Raw genomic sequence first — 23,588 nt, 5'->3', positions numbered from 1 at the left:
CAACGCAAATCGGCTCAGCTATGGCCGGCATGCGGTGACAGCATGACCGGATTGATACCCATGAGAGCCAGCGCACGATCATACTTGTTCTCGAGGCTGCGATCGAAGATCAATTCTTCGTTTGCAGGGCAGTTCAGCCAGCCATTGTTGCCAATCTCCGCCTCGAGCTGACCAGCGCCCCAGCCGGCATAGCCGAGCAACATCGTCGCGCGCTTCGGGCCGCTTCCCTTGGAAATGGCCCTGACGATATCGAGCGTCGCCGTCAGGCTGATATCGTCACTGACCGGGATGCTGCTGTCGCTGATGTAATCATCGGAATGCAGGACGAAACCTCGGCCGCTTTCGACGGGACCGCCGGTCTGGATCGGGAAATCGCGCGCCATCTGCGGAAGCACGATAGCATCGTCGTCCTTGATCATTTCGAGATGCAAGAGGACGTCGGTGAATGTCAGCTTCTGAGCCCGGTTGATGACGAAGCCCATGGCACCGGCATCGGAATGGGCACAGATATAAACAACCGTACGATGAAAGTTCCGATCCTCCATGCCGGGCATGGCGATCAGGAACTGACCGTCGAGAAAACCTCTTTCGCGTCTATTCTTCAGCGTCGATAGGGACATCGTGCCTCCTGACCGCAGTTCGCAACTGCGCCGCCTCATACCAAGATGGGGCAATGTCATAAATCAATCAACTGAAAATGATCATTTACCTCTTCGGTCGTGCTGGCTCCCGGCGACCCAATCCGCTAAATCCTTGTTCCATGATCGAAATAAGTACCGTTGCCCGCCTGTCGGCGCTTCTCACCACTTTGTTTTTCAGCACCGCGGCGGCTCATGCCGCAACGAGTGAGTGGATAGACAATCAGGGCGGCAGAATGCGTCTGATCGCACTGGCACCGGACGCAGAAGGGCATATCCGCGCCGCCTTGCAGATCGAGCCGGAGCCGGGCTGGATCACCTATTGGCGCGAGCCGGGTCAGGGCGGAATTCCGCCGCAAATAACGCCCGCAGCTGGCAGCGGCGTAACACTGGAAAGGGCGGACTATCCCGCGCCGAAGCCGATCCGCGTCGGCCCCATCCAGGAAATCGGCTACGACGCACCGGTCACGTTTCCGCTCGATCTGCGCGTCACCGGCAAGGCGCCGGCAAAGCTTGAGCTGACGGCCTTCATCGGCCTCTGCAAGGATATCTGCATCCCCTTCCAGGCCGAATATTCCCTGCGGTTGCCAGCAGATGTGCAGCCAACCTCGCATGAACTGGCTTTGCTCGATGCGGCAAAGGCCGTGCTACCGCAGCCTCCCTCCCCGGATTTCGCCGTCCGGAGCCATAAGTTCTCCAACGACGGCAAGAGCCTTTCCCTGCATCTGACACTGCCGGAAGCGAGCGGAAATGCACCTGAGATCTATGTCACGGGGCCATCTGGCTATGTGTTCTTTCAGCAAGCGAATGCGAAGCGGGAGGGAATTTCCTTCTCGGCCGATATAGTAATCGGCAAACCACCGAAGGATTATGATCCGAAGGGCCAAAGCTGGGGTATTCTGGTCGTCGATGGCGATCGGGCGATGGAAACCACCCTTGCGCTCGAATAGGCCGGATCTATAGTTCTCTGAACCGTCTTCAAACCATCGGCGGCCGTTCGAGCGCCCCGAAACAACGACCCAAGGAGAGAGCCATGACTATCGCCATCGGCGACACGCTGCCTGCCGCCACCTTCAAGGAAAAGACCGCCGACGGCCCGGTCGAGATCAGCACCGAGCAGCTGTTTGCCGGCAAGCGCGTCGTCCTCTTCGCCGTTCCCGGCGCGTTTACGCCCACCTGCTCGCTCAATCACCTGCCGGGCTTCCTCGAAAACCGCGACGCCATTCTCGCCAAGGGCATCGATGACATCGCCGTCGTTTCCATCAACGACTGGCACGTCATGGGCGCCTGGGCGCAGTCGTCCGGTGGTCTCGGCAAGATCCACTTCCTCGCCGATTGGGACGGCGCCTTCACCAAGGCGCTCGGCCTAGACGTCGATCTCTCGGCCGGCGGCCTCGGCATTCGCTCCAAGCGCTATTCCATGCTGGTGGAAAACGGCGTGGTGAAGACGCTCAATATCGAGGAAAGCCCCGGTCAGGCCACGGTTTCGGGCGCCGCTGCCATGATGGAGCAGCTTTAGGATTTTGATGGAAGAAACAGGGCGCCTTGAAGAGGCGCCCTTTGTTTTACTCTTCCTCGTTGAAATGAGTATCGAAATCTCGATGTCCTTCGAATACATTCAAAACTTCGAAGGCATCGTCGACATAGCGGAAAAAGATCACGTACCGACGAAATGCGAAGCTACGCATGTCGTCCCTCAGTTCTGGCCGCAAACGGCCCATCTGACCGGGTAAGGCCGCAAGACTTGCGCATTTGCGGCGTAACTCCGCTGTGAAGTTCAAAGCGACCGTTGGGCTGCCGCTTTCACGGGTTATAAATGCAAGAATATCCAGGATGTTATCCTGGGCAGCGGCCGTATAACGAAGCCGCGGCACTCAAAGGCCTTCCTTCGCCAGCTCGGCAGCCTTGGCTTCCAAAGCGGCACCAAGCTCCTCGTCAGATATATCGCCCCCGCGATCGATCGATGCGTCCAGAGTACGCCGTAGCGCTGCGATTTTCGCCTCCCGCTCCTCTACGAGCCGGAGACCTTCGCGCACAACTTCGCTGGCGGAGCTGTAACGGCCCTCTTCAACGGTTTTCTCAACGAATTTTTCCCAGCGTTCACCGATAGAAACATTCATATGTCACCTCCCGAAGGCTCAATGAATCGTCGAATAACAGATAATGCGCTATATATAGCATCAACAGTGGTGAGCACCAATTGCCGGTAATCAAAACCCTCAATTCACTCTTTGCCTCTTTTTCGCCGCATTTCATCGGCTACAACACGTAATGTTATTACATAATGAAAGCCCTGAAATGCCTTTTGACCGTGATCCCTTCGCTTCGTCCCTCATGGGGCGCTCGGCTTTGATGCGCCTTGCCTATGTGGCGGTGGGCATTGCAGTGCTTTGGGCTGCTATCGGCTGGGCGGTGGCTTTGGCATGAATGATCTGATCCGCTTCAATAATCTCACCGTTACCTATGAACGTCACCCAGCCGTACACCATCTCTCTGGCGGCTTTGCTGCCGGCAGCCTGACGGCGATTGCCGGGCCGAACGGTGCCGGCAAGTCGACCTTGCTCAAGGCAATCGTCGGAGAGCTGCGGCCGGCGGAAGGGTCGATCGATCGTGGCAAGCTGACGCGCAACGATTTTGGCTATCTGCCCCAAGTAGCCGATATCGCCAGGCGCTTTCCGATTTCGGTTGCCGATACCGTCATGCTCGGTGCCTGGAAGAATGCCGGCGCCTTTGGGCGGTTCTCGCGGAAAGACGCCGAGCGGGCGCGCGAGGCGCTCGGCATCGTCGGGCTTTCGGGCTTCGAAAAAAGGCATATCGGCTCGCTTTCGGCCGGACAGTTCCAGCGCGTGCTGTTTGCGCGGCTGCTGCTGCAGGATGCTCGTGTCATCTTGCTGGACGAACCCTTCACGGCGATCGACCAGCGCACGACGCGCGATCTTCTCGACCTCGTGCTGCGATGGAACCGGGAGGGACGCACGGTCATCGCCGTACTGCACGATTTCGAGCAGGTGCGAAGCTATTTCCCCGAAACGCTGCTGATCGCCCGCAAACTCGTGGGATGGGGCAGGACGGAAGATGTCATGAGTCCAACGAACCTCATCAAAGCGCGCGCCATGGCCGAGCGCTGGGATGAGGAGGCCGCGACATGCCTCCCCGAAGAAGAGCACAACGAAGGCGGCCTCGTGAAGCGGGAGCCGGCCGAATGACCGTCTACGATATCTTCCTCGCACCCTTTGCGGACTATGGTTTCATGCGGCGCGCGCTGATTGCCTGCGTCTGCCTCGGCCTCGGCTCCGGCCCGATCGGCGTCTTCCTGATGCTCAGGCGCATGAGCCTGATGGGTGATGCCATGAGCCATGCCGTTCTGCCTGGCGCCGCTATCGGCTACCTCATTGCCGGCTCGCTGTCGCTGACCGCGATGGGGCTTGGCGGGCTGGTGGCCGGCCTTTCGGTGGCGCTGCTCTCCGGGCTCGTCAGCCGCGCAACCGTGCTGCAGGAGGATGCGAGCTTTGCCAGCTTCTATCTGACCTCGCTGGCGCTCGGCGTCCTCATCGTGTCACTACGCGGCTCCAACATCGATCTGCTGCATGTGCTCTTCGGCACCATTCTCGCAATCGATGCGCCGGCTCTCTACCAGATCGGTGCGATTACGACGGTGACGCTGCTGGCTCTCGCCGTCATCTACCGGCCGCTTGTCATGGAATGCTTCGATCCGGGCTTTCTGCGTGCTGTCGGCGGGCGCGGACCACTCTATCATTTCCTGTTTCTGCTGCTGGTCGTGCTCAATCTCGTCGCGAGCTTTCAGGCGCTCGGTACGCTGATGGCCGTCGGGCTGATGATGCTGCCGGCCGCCGTGGCTCAGCTCTGGTCGCGCAGCCTACCCGCCATGATGATGATTGCGACGGGAACGGCGATAGTGGCAGGCTATCTCGGCCTCATCGCATCATACCATCTCGAATTTGCATCAGGCCCGACCATCATCATCACCGCCAGCCTGATCTACGGCTTCTCCATTCTCTTCGCACCCTCGGGCCTTGCCCGGCGGCTCTTCCCCCGTCCCCATCTCCGGGGCTAATCTGAACAAGGAGACCCACATGAACAAACAGATACTGCTTCTCTCAGCCGCCGCGGCAGCCTTCGTCGCCTTCGGCATCGCTGCACCAGCCTCCGCCGAGACACTCAATGTCGTTGCGTCCTTCACCGTGCTTGCCGATGTCGTCAAGCAGGTCGGCGGCAATCATGTGAAGGTGTCGAGCCTCGTCGGCCCGAATGGCGACCCCCATGAATTCGAGCCCTCGCCAGCCGATGCCAAGACGTTGAATGCCGCCAAGGTCGTCTTCGTCAGCGGCGAAGGCCTGGAAGGCTGGATGGACCGGCTGATTACCGCGTCCGGCTACAAGGGAACGCCCGTTGTCACCTCCGAAGGCGTCAACACCCGCACCATGGTCGACGATGGCAAGACCGTCACCGATCCGCATGTCTGGAATAGCCCGGTCAATGTGAAGGTCTGGGTCACCAATATCGAAAAGGCTCTTTCCGCCGCCGATCCGGCTGACGCCGCCGACTTCAAGGCCAATGCCGAGCGTTATACGAAGGTGCTGACGGAGCTTGACGCCTATGCGCACGGCAAGTTCGACAAGATCCCGGACGATCGCCGCAAGGTGCTGACCAGCCACGACGCCTTTGGCTATTTCGGCCGCGAATACAAGGTCAACTTCCTCTCGCCGCTCGGCGTTTCGACGGAGACAGAAGCGTCGGCCGCCGACGTCGCCAAGCTGATCGAGCAGATCAAGACCGAGCATGTGAAGACCTATTTCTTCGAAAACTCGAACGATCCGCGCCTCGTCAAGCAGGTCGCCAAGGCAACCGGCGCCGAGCCGGGCGGCGAGCTCTATGTCGAATCGCTGTCAAAGGCCAACGGACCAGCTTCGACTTACGAAAAAATGTTCCGTTATAACGTTGATCAGCTCGCTGCTGCGATGGCGAAATCGAGCTGATCGACCGGATCCGGTCGCAGGCTTACCCCGTCTGCGGCCGGATCCTGGCGACTATTTCAAAGATTGAAATCAAAAACCATTAGGCCGGCCAGACCGCCGTCGGTGGAGGAAACGATGCGTTCGCCGACAGCCACGTGTTCGGGATGGATGAGATAGGCATCACGCGCCTCCACACTCTCGAAGGTGACGGCAAATCCATCCGCGAAGCCGCCATGCAAGCCTTCGGGCGATACGTTTGGCCCATATTTCACATCGACAATGCCCGGAATGACCTTCTGCAAGGCGACGACAGAGTCGAAGAGGGCGGTCTTCTCATCCTGTGTCAGGGCGGATTTGAGTCTAAGAAAAACGCAATGCAGGATCATAAAACAATCTCCCTGGAAGTCGGGGGCAGCATAGAGGGAAAGGACAGCCGGGCAAGGCACCAATTCGCGAACATTGCGTTCCGGCAGCGAGGCGAATGGCAAGGTGTTTAGAAGCATTGCTCATGCTGACAGATGAGCTTTGGCTGCCGCTGTGATCTCGCGCGTCAGCTCGGCAAGCCGGTCGGCTGCGAGACGATTCACCTGCCAATATAATGGAATGTCCAGCGGCGTGTCGGGGATCAGTTCCACCAAGCGCCCAGCCTCCAGATGCTCCCGCACAAGCTGAATGGGATTCATGCCCCATCCCATGCCTGCAAGGCTGGCATCGACGAAGCCCTGCGTCGACGGCAGCCAATGGCTCGGATAGGCAAAATCCTCTCCGAAAGTCTGGCGTAACCACCGGCTTTGAAGCCTGTCCTTCTGGTTGAAGGTCAGGGCCGGCGCATTCCGGATCGCTTGCGGGGTAACGCCCTGTGCAAAATGCCGGGCAACGAAATCCGGGCTTGCCGTCGCATGGTAGGGGAGGGCGCCGAGGGACATGCGCCGGCATCCCTGGATCGGCTTCTCCAGGCCGGTGACGGCGGCGATGACCCGGCCGCGCTGCAGCCATTCGGCGGTATGATCCTGATCGTCGATGGCGATATTCAGCAGATAGGGGGAGCGTCTGGCAAAACCCGATATGGCTTCCACGAACCACGTCCCGAGACTGTCGGCATTCGTGGCAATGTGAAGCGTCACCCTTTGCTTGGGCTCCTCGGGATCGATAAGTGCCGGCAAACGTCCGAAAAGCTCGTCTTCGAGCATGCCGACATTCTCCATATGGCGGCAGAGCCATTCGCCCTTCTCCGTTGCTGTGCAGGGATTGCCCCTGACGATCAGGACGATGCCCAGGCGTTCTTCCAGCTGCTTCACCCGCTGCGAGACGGCCGAAGGTGTGACATTGAGAAGGGCCGCCGCCTTTTCGAAGCTGCCTGTCTGGACGACCATAGAGACGGCACGGAGAGCAGAATAATCGAGCATTGATTAGTTTTTCTTAATCGGGGTTAGCAACATTAACTAGCCTAAATCTTCTTATGCCGATACCGGAAATGCTCATTGGTTTTGGAGCATTTCGGCTAGGATGAATTTTTCGATCTATATGACGGGCCTGATGATGGGGCTCAGCCTGATTGTCGCGATCGGCGCGCAAAATGCCTTCGTCCTGCGTCAGGGCCTCCGCAACGAGCATGTGTTAGCCGTATGCCTTGCATGCGCGCTCTCCGATGCAGCGCTCATCATCCTCGGGGTAACGAGCTTCCGCCAGATCTCGGCGCTGTTGCCCTGGCTCGATCCTGTGATGCGCTATGCCGGGGCAGCCTTTCTCATCTGGTACGGAGCCAGGAGCCTCTACTCCGCCTTTCGTTCGTCTGCGGTGCTGGCTACCGGAGAAGCGACATCATCGAGCTTCCGGCAGACGCTTGCCATGTGCCTGGCGCTCACCTGGCTCAACCCGCATGTCTATCTCGATACCGTCGCGCTGCTCGGCACGATCTCGACCCGATTTCCGGGAAACGAGGCTTCATTTGCGGCGGGGGCCATGACCGGCTCTTTCCTGTTCTTCTTTTCGCTTGGCTTTGGCGCGCGATGGCTAAGGCCGATCTTCGCGAAGCCCGCCTCCTGGCGCGTTCTGGAAACGCTCATCGCGCTTACCATGTGGATGATCGCCACAAAGTTGCTGAGCGGAGTATGATTTTACAACATATTCCATCGACAGCTACACGGTACTCAGCATAGGAGGATTCCAGGCTCTGCTTTTCGATCGCTACCGCTGCTCATGGCCTGACAGAGAAGGAAAACAATTGTGACGCTCTTTACCGGACTTTCGGCCTTTCCAATTACTCCGACCGACGCTTCCGGACGCGTGGATGTTGCAGCTCTCACCCACCTGCTTGAACGCATTCAACAGGCGGGCGCGGATTCCATCGGGTTGCTCGGCAGTACGGGCGGTTACGCCTTTCTGTCACGCGACGAGCGCCGGCGGGTAGTACAGGCGGCGATGACAAGTGTCGGCGGCAAGATCCCGGTCATCGTCGGTGTCGGAGCGCTACGGACCGACGAAGCGCAGGCATTGGCGCGTGATGCCAAGTCGGCCGGCGCGGATGGGCTACTGCTGGCGCCCGTATCCTATACTCCACTCATAGAGGAAGAGGTCTACCAGCACTTCGCAGCCGTCGCGGAGGCCGGCGAGCTGCCGCTCTGCATCTACAACAATCCCGGCACAACGAAATTCACATTCAGCGATGGACTGATTGCCCGCCTAGCAAAGGTGGCGAACATCGTGGCGGTGAAGATGCCTCTGCCGCAAGATGGCGATTTCAAGGGAGAGATAGGACGCCTGCGCCAGGAAACGTCAAAGGGTTTCGCCATCGGCTATAGCGGCGATTGGGGAGCAGCGGCCGCCCTACTGGCCGGCGGCGACGCCTGGTGCAGCGTCGTTGCCGGCCTTCTGCCCGTCCAAGCGCTGGCGCTCACACGGGCTGCTCAAGCCGGCGACATCGCCGAAACGGAGCGGCTTGATCAAAAGTTCCAGCCGCTATGGAGCCTGTTCAAGGAGTTCGGCAGCTTCCGCGTCATGTACGCGATTGCCGAAGCGCTCGATCTTTGCCGGATCGATCCGCCGCGCCCGATCCTGCCGCTCTCCGCAGCCGAAAAGCCAAGAGTGAGAAGCGCGCTCGATCACATCTTGGCGTGATCGAGCTCTATGTGACGCGGCTAGTCCGAGTTTATTGCCGACGAGCTACTTCCTCTTGAAAGGCTCCATGCCCTTGCGCGCCAGCTCGTCGGCGCGCTCATTCTCCGGGTGTCCCGCATGGCCCTTGACCCAGTGCAGCGTCACCTTGTGGCGGTTATAGGCCTCGTCCAGCGCCTGCCACAGCTCGGCATTCTTCACCGGCTTCTTGTCCGCCGTCTTCCAGCCGTTCTTCTTCCAGCCGAAGATCCACTTGGTGATGCCGTCCTTGACGTAGACGCTGTCGGTATAGAGATCGACCTCGCAGGGGCTTTTCAGGGCGCCGAGTGCCGAGATCGCGGCCATCAGCTCCATGCGGTTGTTGGTCGTGTCCGCCTCGCCGCCGGAGAGCTCCTTCTCCACCTCGCCGTAACGAAGCACCGCCCCCCAGCCGCCGGGGCCGGGATTGCCGGAGCAGGCGCCGTCGGTAAAAATGTCGACGTGCTTCATGCCTTCAGCCCATATTCGGCAGCCGAGGCAATCTGGCGGTGGAAGCGCAGCTTGCGCAGATATTCGATCGGATCTTTCTTGGTGACGAGAGCGCCGGCGGGGGTCGTCAGCCAGTCGTAGAGACGTGTCAGGAAGAAGCGCAACGCCGAACCGCGGGCCAGCGTCGGCAAGGCGGCAATTTCGGCAGCACTCAGCGGCCGCACACTCTGATAGCCCTCCAGCAGCGCCATGCCCTTGGTGATGTTGTAGGCGTGATCCTTCTCGAAGCACCAGGCATTGAGGCAAATCGAGACGTCATAGGCGAGCTGATCGTTGCAGGCGAAATAGAAATCGATCAAGCCGGACAGGGTGTCGCCGAGGAAGAAGACATTGTCCGGGAAAAGATCGGCATGGATGACGCCTTCGGGCAGACCCTTCGGCCAATGCTTTCCAAGGAAATCGAGTTCGCCGCGGATCTCACCCTGCAGGCCGGCCTCGACTTCGTCGGCGCGGGCCTCTGATTTTTCCCAGAGCGCTTGCCAGCCCTCAAGCGACAGCGCGTTCGGGCGGCGGATCTCGAAACCCTCACCGGCAATATGCATAGCGGCCAGCGCTTTGCCGACTTCGCGGCAGTGATGTGCCTCGGGCTTGCGCAGCCACATGCCTTCGAGGAAGGAGATCAGGGCGGCAGGACGCCCCGAGAGATGACCGAGCAAGGCACCGTCACGGCGCGGCAGGGGTAGCGGGCAGGACAGGCCGCGGCTCGCCAGATGCTGCATCAGCCCCAGGAAGAACGGCAGATCGCCCTTGTCGACGCGCTTCTCATAAAGCGTCAGGATCAGCGGATCGCGGCTCGTATGCAGCAGGAAGTTCGAATTCTCGACGCCTTCGGCAATGCCCTTGTAGGAGAGCAATTCACCGACATCATATTCGGTCAGGAACCACTTCAAATCGTCTTCGGTAATATCGGTATAAACGGCCACGAAACAGTCCCGAACTTGAGCGCCTTAGGTCGGCTATTCGCCGTTGACGAAAGCCATGTCTGCTGTCGTCAGCTCTATACTGCGAAGCTCGCGATTGACGAGGAAATTCTCGGTTTCCTTCACAGTTTCAGCGAGTTCCACCACAGCATTATAGCGGGCGCGGAACGCTTCGATGATCTCGTTGACGATGACTTCTGGCGCAGATGCACCAGCCGAGAGGCCAACGGTCTTGATATCGCCGATATCGTCCCAATCGATCTCGGCGGCGCGCTGCACGAGAACGGATTTCTTCGCCCCTGCCCTCAGCGCCACTTCGACGAGACGCTTGGAATTCGAGGAATTCGGCGCACCGACGACGATGAAGAGATCGCAGCCCGGCGCCGCCTCCTTTACCACTTCCTGGCGGTTGGTTGTGGCATAGCAGATCGAGTCGGCAGCCGGTGCGGTGAGATTGGGGAAGCGCTCCTGCAGCCGCGCGATGACGCCGGCGGTATCGTCAACAGAGAGCGTCGTCTGCGTGACGAAGCCGAGATTGTCGGGATCATCAGGCTGGTAGACGTCGGCATCCTCCACCGTCTCGATCAGCGACACGGCACCTTCCGGCAGCTGGCCCATCGTACCGATCACTTCCGGGTGGCCGGCATGGCCGATCAGGACGACGTGGCGGCCAAGGCGATTGTGGCGCATGGCCTGCTTGTGCACCTTGGAGACAAGCGGACAGGTGGCATCGAGATAGAAGAGATTGCGCGCATCGGCATCGGCCGGCACGGATTTCGGCACGCCATGCGCCGAGAAGACGACGGGCTGGGCGCGATGCTCGGCCGGGATTTCATCCAGCTCCTCAACGAAGATGGCGCCCTTGGCTTCCAGACCTTCAACGACATAGCGATTGTGCACGATCTCGTGGCGGACATAGACAGGCGCGCCATAGGCCTTCAGCGCCAGAACGACGATCTGGATGGCTCGGTCGACGCCGGCGCAGAAGCCGCGCGGCCCGCAAAGCCGGATGGTCAGGTCAGGTTTGGAAACGGCTATGTTCATATCTCTTCCGAAATGCGACAGAGGCTCGAGCCATAGATAGGGCTGCCCTGCCGCCTGCTCCATTCAGTCCGCATGATCTTATCCAAAAACCGCTACGCACTTTTTGGGATCATGCTCTAGCGGAATATTCCATCGAAATGAAGCTATTCTATTGCATGTCTCCATTGTGGGGCCTCTATTGTGAGGGCGCGTCCGGATGGCGTTTGCGCCACCAGGATATGGCGACGATCGCTGCCAGCGCCACCGCCAAGCCATACCAGGTCACCGCATATTGCAGGTGATTGTTCGGCAGATCGATGATGGTGACGCCGCCGATCGGCACCCCTCCTGGATTGGGTGTCTTGTCGGCGTCGATGAAGAAGGGCAGCACCTTGTCCTTCGGCAGGCCGACGCTGGCAGCCATGGCATCCAGATCCTTCCAGAAGAAGATGTTCTTGCCGAGATCATTGTCCGGCATGCCGTCTGGCCGCTCGGCAAGTTTGGCGCGGGCAAGACCGGTGACAGTCTGTTCGCCCGTCAGTTCGCCCTGCTTGCGCTTTTCGGGGTCCTTCGCCTCTGTAGGAACGAAGCCTCGATTGACGAAGATAAAGCGACCGTCGCCCAGCTGCAGCGGCGTATAGATGTGATAGCCGGGATCGCCATCGTAGGTGGCGAGGAAATGCCGCTCCTTGTCGTTGAGGTAATGGCCGGTGGCGGTTACGACGCGATATTCGATATCGCCGCCGGATGCCGCCATCGTCTCGATCGCCGACAAGGGCATAGCCGGTGCGTCCTTGCGGGCCGCGATGTCGGCCAGCAGTCCCTCTTTCCATTGCAGCCGCTCGACCTGCCATGTTCCAAGCCCGATGAGGATGACGAGCGCCGCGAGAAGAAGCAGTGCCTTGGCGATCTGCCACAAGGGATTGGCGCGACGCACAGGCACTGCGGACTCAGTCACGATGGACGCGCCCTTCGGCGGCGTTGTTGCGATATTGCAGGGCGATCAGGATGCCCTTGCACCAGCGTAAAGATAGAAGCGAAAGGATGATCGTCAGCGGCGCGAACAGCACGATATAGACCCAGATCGGCGGCGCATAGTTGATCTGCATCCACAGGACCGAGCCGATAATGATAAAGCCGACGATCAGGATGACGAAGACCGCCGGACCATCGCCTGCATCCGCGAAGGCGTAATCGAGATCGCAGGCGGCACAGCGCGGTTTCAGCGACAATAACCCATCGAAGAGCTTGCCTTGGCCGCAACGCGGGCAACATCCCTGTATGCCGACCTTAAAGGGATCGACGGGCGCAAAGAGAGCGCTGTCGCTGTGGGATGCCTCGTTTGGCGTCTTGTCTTGCTCTGAGCTCAAAGTTCTGTCTCGATCAGCCTAAAATAGCGGGCGATCACATGAACCTCGCCCCTATCATTATAACTAACTGCGAAGCATGCATCCGTCCAATCGAAAAGCTCTCAGCTCCTCCTCATCAGCCTCAAAACAAGCAAAGGGGATCGAATTCATGCCATTCAGCGAAAGCCGGCCGGCTGGCCAGATCATCATTCTCAACGGCGCGCCGCGATCTGGAAAGAGCAGCACCGTGGAGGCGATACAGGCTGATTTCGAGGGCGTGTGGGTCAATCTCGGCGTCGATGCCTATGTGCGGCATATCACGCCTCCACGCTATCGTCCGGGCATCGGCTTGCGTCCCGGCGGCGAGCGGCCTGATCTCGAGCCGCTGGTTGCGCGCCTTTATGCCGCACTCTATGCCTCGATCGCCGCACATAGCCGCATGGGATTGAATGTCGTCGCCGAATTCGGTCATCATGACAGCTATTCGCGACCGTTGGGCATTCTCGCTGATTGCGCCCGGCTGCTGACGGGGCTGCCCGTTCTGTTCGTCGGCGTGCGCTGCCCACTCGATGTCGTGATGCAGCGGCGGCTGGCGGAAGGGCCGGAAAGACGAGACACTTACGTCAAGGTCGAGGCTGGCATGCCTGTCCCTGCGCCGGTCATTGCCTGGCAGGAACAGGTACATCGGCCCGGAATCTATGATCTGGAGGTCGATACGTCGGTGAAAAGCCCCAAGGCATGCGCCGAGCAAATCCGGCAGTTGCTCACTGAAGGTCTGCCTCATCCGACGGCATTCGAGAGGATTGCCTCAAGGGATTGAGGGCAAAAAACAAAAGGCGGACGCCCAGCGCCGCCCCTGACTTAATGTGGAATCCAAGTAAATACTGCTGCTGAAACCCTGGTGGCATGGGCATTTCAGACGGTTTATCTTGTTGGAAGTATCTTCATGAGGCATTCTGCACACCGTCGCAGAACTGTAACTTTAATTGGAAATTTCGTGACGGGAAAACTATTCATTGGAGTTGTTTCCACCGATGACACCGGACGAATTGAAGATCGTGCGTCGAGCTTATGCGAAACAGATCACGGCCGCTGTTCGAATTGTCAATGAGCGTATCGAAACAGCTTTTGCCGAAGTACCGCGAGAAGATTTCCTTGGTCCCGGTCCCTGGCCGATCTTCCGAATGCGCAAAGCCTATGTTCCAACCCCGACCGCTGATCCGGTCTACCTTTATACGGATGAGATCGTTGGCATCGTCCCGGGGCGCCACATCAACAACGGGCAGCCATCACTTCATGCCTTCCTGCTTTCACAAGCTGCGCCGCAAGCAGGTGAGCATATCGTGCATATTGGAGCCGGTGCCGGCTATTATTCCGCGATCATGGCGAACCTCGTTGCCGCCTCTGGCAAGGTAACGGCGATCGAGTTCGAACCAGAGCTTGCAGCGCGGGCGAAAGCAAATCTTACTCCCTATCGGAGCGTTTCCGTGGTTCAGGGGGATGGAAGCTCCGTGGCTTTCGATGCAGCCGATGTGATCTATGTAAACGCGGGAGCAACTCGACCGGCAGATATCTGGCTGGACCGGCTCAATGATGGCGGAAGGCTTGTCCTCCCGCTGACAACCGATCTTGGATTCACCAGCAGCAATTGGAGCAACATGCACCTCCGAGGAGCGATGTTCCTCGTGACGCGAAAGGGTGTGGAATTTCACGCACGATGGATTTCGCCGGTGGCTATCTTCCCCTGTGAAGGAATGCGCGATACGGAATCGGAAAAAGCACTTGCGGCGGCATTCGAGAGTGGAGAGCACAGGAGGGTGACGCGGCTGTACCGTAATGATGAGCCGCCGACTGAGCAATGTTGGGTTCGAGGTCCCGGCTGGTGCCTAGCCTATGCTTAGGCTGCAATCTGGCAATCATCCCGTCACAGATTCCTGAGACTTGTCACGCCACTGATTTGGGTCGCAAAATGTCGCAGGCTTCAGGAATTTTAGCGACAACCCATGTCTCTTTATTCCATTCGAGAGCACGCCGTGCCGCGAAGAAGAAGGCAGCCCAATGATCAAAATTGGCTCGATCGTGATCCATTGCTGTGAATTTGAGCGCATGGTCGCGTTCTGGCAGGAGGCCTTGCATTACGTCCCGCGTGAGCCTGTGGGCGATGACTGGGCTGTGCTTCGTGATCCTGAAGGCCACGGCCCGAATGTTTCCTTTCAGGCTCGCGACCGAAGCGGCTGGCGGAGAAGCTGGCTGCACCTGGATCTTTATACCGATCGCCAGCAGGAGGAAGTCAATCGTTTGCTGACGATCGGAGCGAAACAATATCCATGGCGCTATCCGGAAAATGCCGACTATGTGGTTTTGCAAGACCCTGACGGCAATCTTTTCTGTGTCGTGCAAAAGCCGCAAATCTCCTAAGTTTCGAACGGCTTGAAAGTCCGGCTAAGGTATCGAGCAAAACTCGAGAATTTCGTGACAATCGGAGGGAAGAAAATATGTCATTTGAATCATATCTGGCATTTGTCGCTGCAACTGTCGCTCTGATTATACTGCCCGGACCGAATGTAGCGCTCATCACCGTAAACTCTATTGCCTATGGGCGAAAATTTGGCTTGATTACCGTCGCCGGTACAAGCACGGCCATGATTCCCCAGTTGGTGCTTACAATCCTTGGAATGACGGGCGTCTTGGCGTTGGCTGGAGAGCTTTTTGAATGGATTCGTTGGGCCGGCGTTGCCTATCTCGTATATCTAGGCGTTCAGGCATGGCGCGCGCCTGCTGTTGATCTCACAAAGATCAAGCCGGAGCCCCGATCAGCAAGGGCGATCTTTCTTCGCGGTTTCCTTGTGTCGTCATCGAATCCAAAGACCTTGCTGTTCTATGGTGCGTTTTTCCCGCAGTTCGTCTCTTCGTCCGCCGATGTTGGCCCGCAGCTCGTGGTGTTATCTCTTTCGTTTCTCATGATCGCATCCGCTCTGGATTGTTGCTGGGCGCTGCTTGCCGATCGTCTCCGGTGGCTTCTCGCAACACGCGGATCAATTCGGAATCGGTTCATCGGCTCGTTTTACCTTGCCGCTGCTGCTGGACTGGCGAGCGTGAAGCGGGCTGGATAGTGCCGCGAAAATCCTAAGTTTGCGGCAAAATCGGAACCGCTGAATATTCGGGGAAAATCTGTCGCGAAACCCGCTCGCAAAGTAAGAGTTTCGCGACAGAAAGCACCCCACATTTCATTTAGGGCGGGCGCTAAGCGCCCGCCTTTTGTTTTCAGGGATCGATACTGATCAGCCCGCCGCGACCGGCGCGCCCCAGCTGCCCCAAACATAAATGCAGAAGAACAGGAAGAGCCAGACGACGTCGACGAAGTGCCAGTACCAGGCGGCCGCTTCGAAGCCGAAATGCTGCTTGGGCGTGAAGTCACCCCTGATGGCGCGAACGAGGCAGACCAGCAGGAAGATCGTGCCGATCAGAACGTGGAAACCGTGGAAGCCAGTCGCCATGAAGAAGGTGGCGCCATAGATTGAGTTTCTGAACTCGAACGGCGCGTGGGCATATTCATAGGCCTGTACGCAGGAGAACAACGCGCCGAGCAGGACGGTGAGCGTCAGGCCCTGGATCAGGCCCTTGCGATCACCATGCAGCAACGCGTGGTGAGCCCAGGTGACGGTCGTGCCCGACAGCAGCAGGATGATGGTGTTGTAGATCGGCAGGTGCCAGGGGTCGAGAACCTCAACGCCTTTCGGCGGGAACTGGCCGCCAAGGAAGGCCGTGCGCGACGCCTGGATCGCCTCGTTCGGGAACAGGCTGACATCGAAATAGGCCCAGAACCAGGCGACGAAGAACATCACTTCGGAAGCGATGAACATGATCATGCCGTAGCGCAGATGCAGCGACACGACGCGGGTATGCGCGCCCTCATGCGCCTCCTTGATCGTGTCGGCCCACCAGCCGTACATGACGTAGAGGATCACGGCGAGGCCGATGAAGAACAGCCAGGGCTGCGCGAAATTGATCCCGAACAGATGCACCGCGCCGCCATTCAGGTAGCGCATGAAGCAGACGCCGCCGAAGGTGATCACGAAGGCCCCAAGGGCCGCAATGATCGGCCACGGGCTGGGATCGATAATGTGATAATCGTGTTTTCTCTGATGCGCCTCGGCCATATCAGCAATCCCCGAATAACTTTTTCCCATATTGCTTCCGGTCAAACCGAGAAGCACTCTCCATCAAAGTTTCTTTTCCACCGGCTTCGTACTGCCGTCATTGGAAGCCACGGGCTTTACGCCTTCCCGTGGGTAATAGGTATAGGACAGTGTCAGCGCATTGATCGTCTTGGTTTCCACAGCCTTGGTGATCTCAGGATCGACATAGAAAACCACCGACATCTCGCGCTTTTCGCCGGGCGCGAGATCCGTCTCGTTGAAGCAGAAACACTGGACCTTGTTGAAATAGACCCCGGCTTCCAGCGGCGTGACATTGAAGATCGCCTGGCCGCGCTCCATCTTGTCCGACTTGTTTTCGATCTGGAACTTGACCTCGACCGTCTCGCCGATCTTCGGGTTCACCGACTTCTGCAGCGGCTTGAAATCCCACGGCAGGCCCGGCGCGACATTGGCGTCGAAGGAAACCTGGATCTGCTTGTCGAGAATAACGTTCGAGACCTGCTCGACGCGCTGCGTCGTGCCGTTATAGCCCGTCACCTGGCAGAACATGCGATAGAGCGGCACGGCAGCAGCGCACATGGCGCTCATGCCGACGACGAAGCTCAGGCACATGGCAACGATCATGCCGTTGTTACGGCCGCCGCTTCTCGTGCTCTTTGTGACCTCCCCCTCCATGACGCCTCCTCAAACGTGTCCGGAACCGACCTTGATGATGGTGATTGCGTAAAACAGCACCACCAGACCGGCAAGCACCAGCCCGAGCGCGATATTGCGCCCTCGCCGCGATTTCTTCTGCGCCTCGGTCAGCTTGACGAGTTCGATCATAGCCAGCCTCCGGCACCGCCCGACATCAGCACAACAACGAGCCGGTCGATCAGCAGCGCGGAAAAGATCGCGAAAAGATAGAAAATGGAGAAGCCGAAGAGCTTCTTTGCCGGCACCATCTTCATGTCGCCATCGACCATGCGCCAGACGGCGATGGAACAGTGCACGAAGATCACGCCGAGGATCGCGGCAACAACGCCATAGCCAAGGCTCGCAAAGCCCATGAAGGCCGGCACGACGCCGACGATCGCGGTCAACACCGCATAGACGACGATCTGATTCTTGGTTGTCTGGATGCCTGAGACATTCGGCAGCATCGGCACGTCGACGGCCTCGTAATCACCCATCTTGAAGAGCGCCAACGCCCAGAAATGGGCCGGCGTCCAAAGGAAAATGATGAGGAAGAGCACGATGCTCTCGACCGGCACGCTGCCGGTGACGCAGGCCCAGCCGATCACGGGCGGGAAAGCGCCGGCTGCGCCGCCGATGACGATGTTTTGCGGCGTCGAGCGCTTCAGCCACATCGTGTAGACGACGGCATAGAAGAAAATGGTGAAGGCAAGAATGCCGGCGGAAAGCCAATTGATCGCAAGACCGAGGATCGTCACCGAGAAGCCTGACAGCACCAGGCCGAAGGCCAGGGCTTCCGACGGATTGATACGGCCTGAAGGTATCGGCCGGCTCTTGGTGCGGGTCATGACGGCATCGATATCGGCGTCGTACCACATGTTCAAAGCACCGGATGCACCGGCACCGACCGCAATGCAGAGGATAGCGATGAAGCCGAGAACGGGGTTGATATGACCGGGGGCCAGCACCAGGCCGGTGAAGGCAGTAAAGACGACCAGCGACATCACGCGCGGCTTCAGAAGCTCGAAATAATCGCGCGCACCCGCTTCCGACAGGCCGGTTTCGCCTTGCTTTGCGAGCGCTTCGTGATTGTCGATGACCGTCATTCTCTCTTCCAATTATCCGTTGAGCCGGACGCCGCTGATCACGGCGTCCGGAAATGAGCTACTTGATGCGCGGCAGCTCTTCCCACTGATGGTGCGGCGGCGGCGACGACAGCTGCCATTCCAGCGTGGTCGCACCATCGCCCCAGGGATTATCGCCTGCGACGCGCTTCTTTACGAAGGCATCTATAACGCCCCAGAAGAAGAAGCAAAGGCCTACGGCTGCGACATAGGAGCCGATGGAGGATACGAAGTTCCAGCCGGCATAGGCATCCGGATAGTCGATATAGCGGCGCGGCATGCCCGCACGGCCCAGGAAGTGCTGCGGGAAGAACACCATGTTGACACCGATGAAGGTGATCCAGAAGTGCCAGTTGCCGATCCGCTCATTGTACATGTAGCCGGTCATTTTCGGAAACCAGTAGTACCAGGCGGCGAAGATGGCAAAGACGGCGCCGAGCGACAGAACGTAGTGGAAGTGAGCCACCACGTAATAGGTCGCATGCAGTTCGCGGTCGAGGCCGGCATTGGCGAGCTGGACGCCGGTGACGCCGCCGAGCGTGAACAGGAAGATGAAGCCGAGCGCCCAGATCATCGGCGTGCGGAACTGGATCGAACCGCCCCACATCGTCGCGATCCACGAGAAGACCTTGACGCCTGTCGGAACCGCGATGACCATCGTCGCGAAGACGAAGTAGCGCTGGGTGTCGAGCGAGAGGCCGGTCACGTACATATGGTGGGCCCAGACGACGAAGCCGACGGCGCCGATCGCGACCATAGCGTAAGCCATGCCGAGATAGCCGAAGATCGGCTTGCGCGAGAAGGTCGAGATGATGTGGCTGATCATGCCGAAACCGGGCAGAATCAGGATGTAGACTTCCGGATGGCCGAAGAACCAGAAGAGGTGCTGATAGAGCAGCGGGTCACCGCCGCCTTCCGGCGCGAAGAAGGTCGTGCCGAAGTTGCGGTCCGTCAGAACCATGGTGATGGCACCAGCCAGAACGGGGAGCGACAGCAGCAGCAGGAAGGCGGTGATCAGAACCGACCAGGCAAACAGCGGCATCTTGTGCAGCGTCATGCCGGGAGCGCGCATGTTCAGGATCGTGGTGATGAAGTTGATCGCACCGAGGATCGATGAGGCACCGGCAATGTGCAGCGCGAAGATGACCAGATCGATCGCCGGGCCGGGATGGCCGACCGTGCCGGATAAGGGCACATACATCGTCCAGCCGCCGCCTGCGCCGTAGGCGCCTGCCGGGCCTTCGACGAACATCGAGAGGATGAGCAGCAGGAAGGCCGGAACGAGCAGCCAGAACGAAATGTTGTTCAGGCGCGGGAACGCCATATCGGGCGCGCCGATCATGATCGGCACCATCCAGTTGGCAAAGCCGCCGATCATCGCCGGCATGACCATGAAGAAGATCATGATCAGCGCGTGGGCGGTGACGAAGACGTTGTACATCTGCTTGCCGCCATCAATGGCAGCATCGCCCGAAAAGCCGTAGACCATCGACGCGAGACCGCTGAAGATCTGGATGCCGGGCTCCTGCAATTCCATGCGAATGGCAACGGAGAGGAGGAAGCCGATCACGCCCGCGAAGATCGCGAAGATCAGATAGAGCGTGCCGATGTCCTTGTGATTCGTCGAAAACAGCCAACGTTCGGCGAAGGTCTGCTTGTGTGCGTGATGATCGTCATGCGCGTGAGCGTCGTGAAGCTCATTCGAGTGATCGTCGTGTGCCTTGGATCCAGCCATTGTTCCTACCCTCTTACTTCGCCGTGTTTTCCGCGACCTTGACGGTCGTCGGTTGATCGACGGCGGCCATCAGAGCCTTGTTCGCCTTGCCGACGTCGGTTGCAGCAGCGGCCAGCCACTGCTTATACTGATCATCGGAGACGACGCGGATGGCGATCGGCATGAAAGAGTGATCCTTGCCGCAGAGCTCGGAACACTGTCCATAATACAGGCCTTCGCGGTCGGCATTGAACCAGGTTTCGTTCAGACGGCCCGGAATAGCATCGATCCTGATGCCGAAGGCGGGCATGGCGAAGGAATGGATGACGTCGGCCGGTGCGGCGGTGATAAGAAGGCGAACGTTCTTGCCGACAGGCACGACCATTTCATTGTCGACAGCAAGCAGCCGCGGATATTTCGACTTGTCGTCCTTGCCGGCGGCGGTGCGGTCCTGCTCCTTCAGCATGAAGGAATCGAAGGCAACCGGCGTCGCACCACTGCCTTCATATTCATAATTCCACTGCCATTGCGTCGCTGTCGCCTTGACGGTGACATCCGTCTTCTCCGGGAAGGTCAGCTGATCGGTCAGTAGATTGAAGGAGGGAATGGCCAGGAAGAGAAGAATAAGGACCGGTCCGATGGTCCAGATGACTTCGATCAGCGTGTTGTGACTCGTCTTGGACGGAACCGGGTTCTTGGAGGCCCGGAACTTGACCATGACCACCACCAGGAGGGCCAGAACAAGCAGCGTGATCGGAATGATAAACCAAAGCGTGTATGCCTCAAACCAGCGGATTTGATGCATGTTGCCGGTTGCCGCCTGCTGCATACCGGTTTCCCAAGGTCTCGGCTGATCGGCGTAGCTACCTGTCGCAAAAAGCAGACAGATCATAGCCGCCAGAGCCGCGTAAGCTCTCTTAATCACGATGTCTCTCCCTCCAGCGTTTGATCCCAGATCTTCCTCAAACGCAGTATCCCTACAATCCATTGCGCTTCAAACCACAGTTTGGGGTACTCCGCAACAACTCAAGACATTTGTTAGTGCGGCATTTTTGCGCGAATATCCCCCCATGCTTGTCCCGGACATGGCAAGCATTTCATCATCATACGAAAAATTGCATCGCGGTCCATGGCGCCGCCGGGACAAAATGGAGTAGACGTCGTATTTCCGCCGTAGTCGGTTGGAATCCAGCAGCCGGGGCTTTTCATTTGCCGGCCTGGGCTTCAACAATAGCGGCACTGATTCGAATCTAGAGGTTTCCATGGGTTTTCGTTCCCTCGCCCGGCTTTTGCTTGTTACCGGTAGCGTCGCTGCCGCAGTTGCCGCACCCGCATGGGCGCAACAGGCACAGCAGACTCAGCCGCCGGCGCAGCAGACCCAACAGTTGCAGCCGGACCAGCCGGGCCAACAGCAGCCGCATACGCAGCAGGTGCCAACGAGCCAGGTTCCGCAACCGCCGGGTACGGTTCGCTCCAGCCATGGCGCATGGTCCGTCGTCTGCGACAAGCCGGCAGGCGCTTCGACCGAGCAATGCGCGCTGATGCAGAACGTGATTGCGGAGGATCGTCCCGAAATCGGTTTGTCCGTCGTCGTGCTGAAGACGGCTGACCGCAAATCCAAGATCCTTCGCGTGCTGGCGCCGCTCGGCGTGCTGCTGCCCAACGGTCTCGGCCTCAATATCGATGGTAAAGATATCGGCCGCGCCTATTTCGTGCGCTGCTTCTCCGACGGCTGCTACGCCGAAGTCGTGCTGGAGGACCAGTTGCTGAAGACGCTGCGCAGCGGCGCTACGGCAACCTTCATCGTCTTCCAGTCGCCGGAAGAAGGGATCGGCATCCCTGTGGACTTGAAGGGCTTCGCGGACGGCTACGACGCCCTTCCCTGACCGGATGGGCTTGCTCTTGCGCGGTGCGAAGCCTACATCGGCTCTGAACGGAGCACCTGACCCATGAACACCGATCTCCTTACTCTTTTCGATGCCGATGAAACCAAGCTGCGCGGCATCGTGGCCGAGGCGCTGTCCGGCGCCGACGACGGCGAACTCTTCGTCGAGCATGTCCAGGCGGAATCGCTGACCTTCGACAATGGCCGTATGAAGGGCGGCAGCTTCAACACCGAGCAGGGCTTCGGCCTTCGCGCCGTTGCCGGCGAAGCGGTGGGCTATGCCCATGCGGGCGACCTGTCCGAAGCCGCCCTGAAGCGCGCCGCCGATGCGGTACGTGCGGTGACATCGGGCTATGCCGGCTCCTATGCAGCCGCGCCACAGCGTACCAACAAGGTGCTCTACGGCGACGAGAACCCGATCGGCACGCCGAGCTTCGAGGAAAAGGCAAAGCTCCTGCAGCGGATCGACAGCTATCTGCGCGACAAGAACGACAAGGTGCGCCAGGTGACGGCATCCATCGCCGCGAGCTGGCAGGTGGTCGACATTCTGCGCGCCGATGGTCATCGCGTCCGCGATGTCAGGCCGATGACGCGCGTCAATATCTCTGTCATCGTGGGTGACGGCGACCGGCAGGAATCCGGCTCCTTCGGCACGGGCGGCCGCATCGGCTTCGGCGATTTCGTCACAGAAGACAATTGGCATCACGGCGCCGACGAGGCGCTTCGCCAGGCGCTCGTCAATCTCGAGGCGATCGAAGCACCCGCCGGCACGATGGATGTCGTGCTCGGCTCCGGCTGGCCGGGCGTCATGCTGCACGAAGCCGTCGGCCACGGGCTGGAAGGCGATTTCAACCGCAAGAAGACATCGGCTTTCGCGGGGCTGCTCGGCCAGATGGTCGCCGCTCCCGGCGTTACCGTCGTCGATGACGGCACGATCGAGAACCGCCGTGGCTCAATCACCGTCGACGATGAAGGCACGCCTTCGGCCTACAACGTACTGATCGAGAACGGCAAGCTGGTCGGCTACATGCAGGACCGGCAGAATGCCCGGCTGATGGGCATGAAGGCGACCGGCAACGGCCGTCGCCAAGGCTATGCCCATACACCGATGCCGCGCATGACCAACACCTATATGCTTGGCGGCGACAAGACGCCGAACGAAATCATCGCTTCGGTGAAGAAGGGCATCTACGCCGTTTCCTTCGGCGGCGGTCAGGTGGATATCACCTCAGGCAAATTCGTCTTCGGCTGCACCGAAGCCTACCTCATCGAGGATGGCAAGGTCGGCGCTCCTATCAAGGGAGCCATGCTGATCGGCAACGGACCAGATGCGATGAAGCGCGTTTCGATGATCGGCAACGACATGAAGCTCGATACCGGCATCGGCAATTGCGGCAAAGCCGGCCAATGGGTTCCCGTCGGCGTCGGTCAGCCGCATCTGCGCATGGACCAGATCACGGTGGGCGGCACCAAGGCTTAACC

30 protein-coding genes are annotated in these 23,588 nt (G+C 59.1%); 14 read left to right on the top strand and 16 right to left on the bottom strand.

The genetic code is table 11. The annotated features are described in order from the left end of the window. Positions 1-14: 14 nt before the first annotated feature. Complete coding sequence (locus AC13RC_RS01985; RefSeq protein WP_069613770.1) at positions 15-620, bottom strand: YqgE/AlgH family protein; 606 nt, start codon at positions 618-620, stop codon at positions 15-17. Between the two features lie 140 nt (positions 621-760). On the opposite strand from AC13RC_RS01985, the gene AC13RC_RS01980 reads away from it, so the two are divergent. Both AC13RC_RS01980 and AC13RC_RS01975 read left to right on the top strand, forming a co-directional pair. Then, entirely contained in the window at positions 761-1,588 is an 828-nt protein-coding gene (locus tag AC13RC_RS01980) for a protein-disulfide reductase DsbD domain-containing protein (RefSeq protein ID WP_488556342.1), read from the top strand. A gap of 83 nt (positions 1,589-1,671) precedes the next feature. Then, positions 1,672-2,157, top strand: a complete 486-nt coding sequence (locus AC13RC_RS01975) for a peroxiredoxin (RefSeq protein WP_113390363.1) — start codon at positions 1,672-1,674, stop codon at positions 2,155-2,157. A 46-nt stretch (positions 2,158-2,203) separates the two neighbouring features. Here the strand turns inward: AC13RC_RS01975 and AC13RC_RS01970 are convergent, their stop codons facing one another. Together AC13RC_RS01970 and AC13RC_RS01965 are read right to left on the bottom strand one after the other, a co-directional pair. After that, positions 2,204-2,512, bottom strand: a complete 309-nt coding sequence (locus AC13RC_RS01970) for a type II toxin-antitoxin system RelE/ParE family toxin (RefSeq protein WP_488556341.1) — start codon at positions 2,510-2,512, stop codon at positions 2,204-2,206. Next, a complete protein-coding gene (locus tag AC13RC_RS01965; protein ID WP_113331959.1) occupies positions 2,513-2,758 on the bottom strand; it encodes a type II toxin-antitoxin system ParD family antitoxin in 246 nt (81 codons plus the stop codon). Positions 2,759-2,936: 178 nt separating this feature from the next. On the opposite strand from AC13RC_RS01965, the gene AC13RC_RS01960 reads away from it, so the two are divergent. From AC13RC_RS01960 to AC13RC_RS01945, 4 genes are read left to right on the top strand one after another with little or no spacing between them, the layout of a single operon-like run. Beyond that, complete coding sequence (locus AC13RC_RS01960; protein WP_280949796.1) at positions 2,937-3,065, top strand: hypothetical protein; 129 nt, start codon at positions 2,937-2,939, stop codon at positions 3,063-3,065. Then, on the top strand, positions 3,062-3,844 hold the full coding sequence (locus AC13RC_RS01955; RefSeq protein ID WP_488556340.1) for a metal ABC transporter ATP-binding protein: 783 nt from the start codon (positions 3,062-3,064) through the stop codon (positions 3,842-3,844). Before AC13RC_RS01960 ends, AC13RC_RS01955 begins: the two co-directional genes overlap by 4 nt. Further along, positions 3,841-4,713 carry a metal ABC transporter permease gene (locus tag AC13RC_RS01950; RefSeq protein WP_145320893.1) on the top strand — a complete coding sequence of 291 codons (873 nt, stop codon included), beginning with the start codon at positions 3,841-3,843 and terminating at the stop codon, positions 4,711-4,713. The genes AC13RC_RS01955 and AC13RC_RS01950 overlap by 4 nt, the downstream gene beginning before the upstream one ends. A 19-nt stretch (positions 4,714-4,732) precedes the next feature. Continuing rightward, complete coding sequence (locus AC13RC_RS01945; protein ID WP_488556339.1) at positions 4,733-5,635, top strand: metal ABC transporter solute-binding protein, Zn/Mn family; 903 nt, start codon at positions 4,733-4,735, stop codon at positions 5,633-5,635. Positions 5,636-5,691: 56 nt separating this feature from the next. On the opposite strand, the gene AC13RC_RS01940 is transcribed toward AC13RC_RS01945, so the two are convergent. Further along, positions 5,692-6,000, bottom strand: a complete 309-nt coding sequence (locus AC13RC_RS01940; RefSeq protein WP_113331963.1) for a Dabb family protein — start codon at positions 5,998-6,000, stop codon at positions 5,692-5,694. Between the two features lie 120 nt (positions 6,001-6,120). Beyond that, complete coding sequence (locus AC13RC_RS01935; protein WP_488556338.1) at positions 6,121-7,020, bottom strand: LysR family transcriptional regulator ArgP; 900 nt, start codon at positions 7,018-7,020, stop codon at positions 6,121-6,123. 100 nt (positions 7,021-7,120) lie between these two features. Here AC13RC_RS01935 and AC13RC_RS01930 point away from each other — a divergent pair, with 100 nt between their 5' ends. Together AC13RC_RS01930 and AC13RC_RS01925 are read left to right on the top strand one after the other, a co-directional pair. Beyond that, on the top strand, positions 7,121-7,729 hold the full coding sequence (locus AC13RC_RS01930) for a LysE/ArgO family amino acid transporter (protein ID WP_488556337.1): 609 nt from the start codon (positions 7,121-7,123) through the stop codon (positions 7,727-7,729). Between the two features lie 111 nt (positions 7,730-7,840). Continuing rightward, positions 7,841-8,731 carry a dihydrodipicolinate synthase family protein gene (locus tag AC13RC_RS01925; RefSeq protein ID WP_488556336.1) on the top strand — a complete coding sequence of 297 codons (891 nt, stop codon included), beginning with the start codon at positions 7,841-7,843 and terminating at the stop codon, positions 8,729-8,731. A 45-nt stretch (positions 8,732-8,776) separates the two neighbouring features. Here AC13RC_RS01925 and rnhA read toward each other — a convergent pair whose 3' ends face one another. From rnhA to AC13RC_RS01900, 5 genes are all read right to left on the bottom strand, one after another. Further along, a complete protein-coding gene (gene rnhA, locus AC13RC_RS01920; protein ID WP_113232053.1) occupies positions 8,777-9,217 on the bottom strand; it encodes a ribonuclease HI in 441 nt (146 codons plus the stop codon). After that, positions 9,214-10,179, bottom strand: a complete 966-nt coding sequence (locus AC13RC_RS01915; protein ID WP_488556335.1) for a homoserine kinase — start codon at positions 10,177-10,179, stop codon at positions 9,214-9,216. The genes rnhA and AC13RC_RS01915 overlap by 4 nt, the downstream gene beginning before the upstream one ends. A gap of 33 nt (positions 10,180-10,212) precedes the next feature. After that, positions 10,213-11,220, bottom strand: a complete 1,008-nt coding sequence (ispH, locus tag AC13RC_RS01910) for a 4-hydroxy-3-methylbut-2-enyl diphosphate reductase (protein ID WP_112722479.1) — start codon at positions 11,218-11,220, stop codon at positions 10,213-10,215. A 175-nt stretch (positions 11,221-11,395) separates the two neighbouring features. After that, positions 11,396-12,157, bottom strand: coding sequence for an SURF1 family protein (locus tag AC13RC_RS01905; RefSeq protein ID WP_488556334.1), 762 nt, complete (start codon positions 12,155-12,157; stop codon positions 11,396-11,398). Beyond that, positions 12,150-12,569 carry a DUF983 domain-containing protein gene (locus AC13RC_RS01900; RefSeq protein ID WP_069613871.1) on the bottom strand — a complete coding sequence of 140 codons (420 nt, stop codon included), beginning with the start codon at positions 12,567-12,569 and terminating at the stop codon, positions 12,150-12,152. The genes AC13RC_RS01905 and AC13RC_RS01900 overlap by 8 nt, the downstream gene beginning before the upstream one ends. Positions 12,570-12,717: 148 nt before the next feature. Here AC13RC_RS01900 and AC13RC_RS01895 point away from each other — a divergent pair, with 148 nt between their 5' ends. The 4 genes from AC13RC_RS01895 (at position 12,718) to AC13RC_RS01880 (ending at position 15,661) form a co-directional block, all read left to right on the top strand. Beyond that, positions 12,718-13,368 carry a chloramphenicol phosphotransferase CPT family protein gene (locus tag AC13RC_RS01895; protein ID WP_488556333.1) on the top strand — a complete coding sequence of 217 codons (651 nt, stop codon included), beginning with the start codon at positions 12,718-12,720 and terminating at the stop codon, positions 13,366-13,368. A gap of 238 nt (positions 13,369-13,606) precedes the next feature. Further along, on the top strand, positions 13,607-14,449 hold the full coding sequence (locus AC13RC_RS01890) for a protein-L-isoaspartate O-methyltransferase family protein (protein WP_488556740.1): 843 nt from the start codon (positions 13,607-13,609) through the stop codon (positions 14,447-14,449). Between the two features lie 157 nt (positions 14,450-14,606). Further along, positions 14,607-14,966, top strand: a complete 360-nt coding sequence (locus AC13RC_RS01885; RefSeq protein WP_488556332.1) for a VOC family protein — start codon at positions 14,607-14,609, stop codon at positions 14,964-14,966. Positions 14,967-15,043: 77 nt separating this feature from the next. After that, complete coding sequence (locus tag AC13RC_RS01880) at positions 15,044-15,661, top strand: LysE family translocator (RefSeq protein ID WP_488556331.1); 618 nt, start codon at positions 15,044-15,046, stop codon at positions 15,659-15,661. A 168-nt stretch (positions 15,662-15,829) separates the two neighbouring features. Here AC13RC_RS01880 and AC13RC_RS01875 read toward each other — a convergent pair whose 3' ends face one another. The 6 genes from AC13RC_RS01875 to coxB form a co-directional block, all read right to left on the bottom strand. Then, positions 15,830-16,708 (bottom strand): cytochrome c oxidase subunit 3, encoded by an 879-nt coding sequence (locus AC13RC_RS01875; protein WP_488556330.1) that lies wholly within the window; start codon positions 16,706-16,708, stop codon positions 15,830-15,832. Between the two features lie 63 nt (positions 16,709-16,771). Beyond that, positions 16,772-17,383, bottom strand: a complete 612-nt coding sequence (locus AC13RC_RS01870; protein ID WP_113331972.1) for a cytochrome c oxidase assembly protein — start codon at positions 17,381-17,383, stop codon at positions 16,772-16,774. Between the two features lie 9 nt (positions 17,384-17,392). Continuing rightward, positions 17,393-17,530 (bottom strand): hypothetical protein, encoded by a 138-nt coding sequence (locus AC13RC_RS01865; RefSeq protein WP_085999192.1) that lies wholly within the window; start codon positions 17,528-17,530, stop codon positions 17,393-17,395. Continuing rightward, on the bottom strand, positions 17,530-18,489 hold the full coding sequence (locus tag AC13RC_RS01860) for a heme o synthase (protein WP_488556329.1): 960 nt from the start codon (positions 18,487-18,489) through the stop codon (positions 17,530-17,532). The genes AC13RC_RS01865 and AC13RC_RS01860 overlap by 1 nt, the downstream gene beginning before the upstream one ends. Before the next feature lie 58 nt (positions 18,490-18,547). Continuing rightward, positions 18,548-20,242 (bottom strand): cytochrome c oxidase subunit I, encoded by a 1,695-nt coding sequence (gene ctaD, locus AC13RC_RS01855; protein ID WP_113353906.1) that lies wholly within the window; start codon positions 20,240-20,242, stop codon positions 18,548-18,550. A 13-nt stretch (positions 20,243-20,255) separates the two neighbouring features. Beyond that, positions 20,256-21,146, bottom strand: a complete 891-nt coding sequence (gene coxB / locus AC13RC_RS01850) for a cytochrome c oxidase subunit II (RefSeq protein ID WP_113331975.1) — start codon at positions 21,144-21,146, stop codon at positions 20,256-20,258. A gap of 337 nt (positions 21,147-21,483) precedes the next feature. Here coxB and AC13RC_RS01845 point away from each other — a divergent pair, with 337 nt between their 5' ends. Next, positions 21,484-22,107, top strand: coding sequence for an invasion associated locus B family protein (locus tag AC13RC_RS01845; RefSeq protein WP_069613870.1), 624 nt, complete (start codon positions 21,484-21,486; stop codon positions 22,105-22,107). 63 nt (positions 22,108-22,170) lie between these two features. Beyond that, positions 22,171-23,586, top strand: a complete 1,416-nt coding sequence (tldD, locus tag AC13RC_RS01840; RefSeq protein ID WP_488556328.1) for a metalloprotease TldD — start codon at positions 22,171-22,173, stop codon at positions 23,584-23,586. Positions 23,587-23,588 lie beyond the last annotated feature (2 nt).

It is taken from the genome of Martinezella sp. CNPSo 3890 (genome assembly GCF_057784455.1).
The sequence above is the reverse complement of the archived record's forward strand: the minus strand, read 5'-3'. Positions and strand labels throughout refer to the sequence as shown.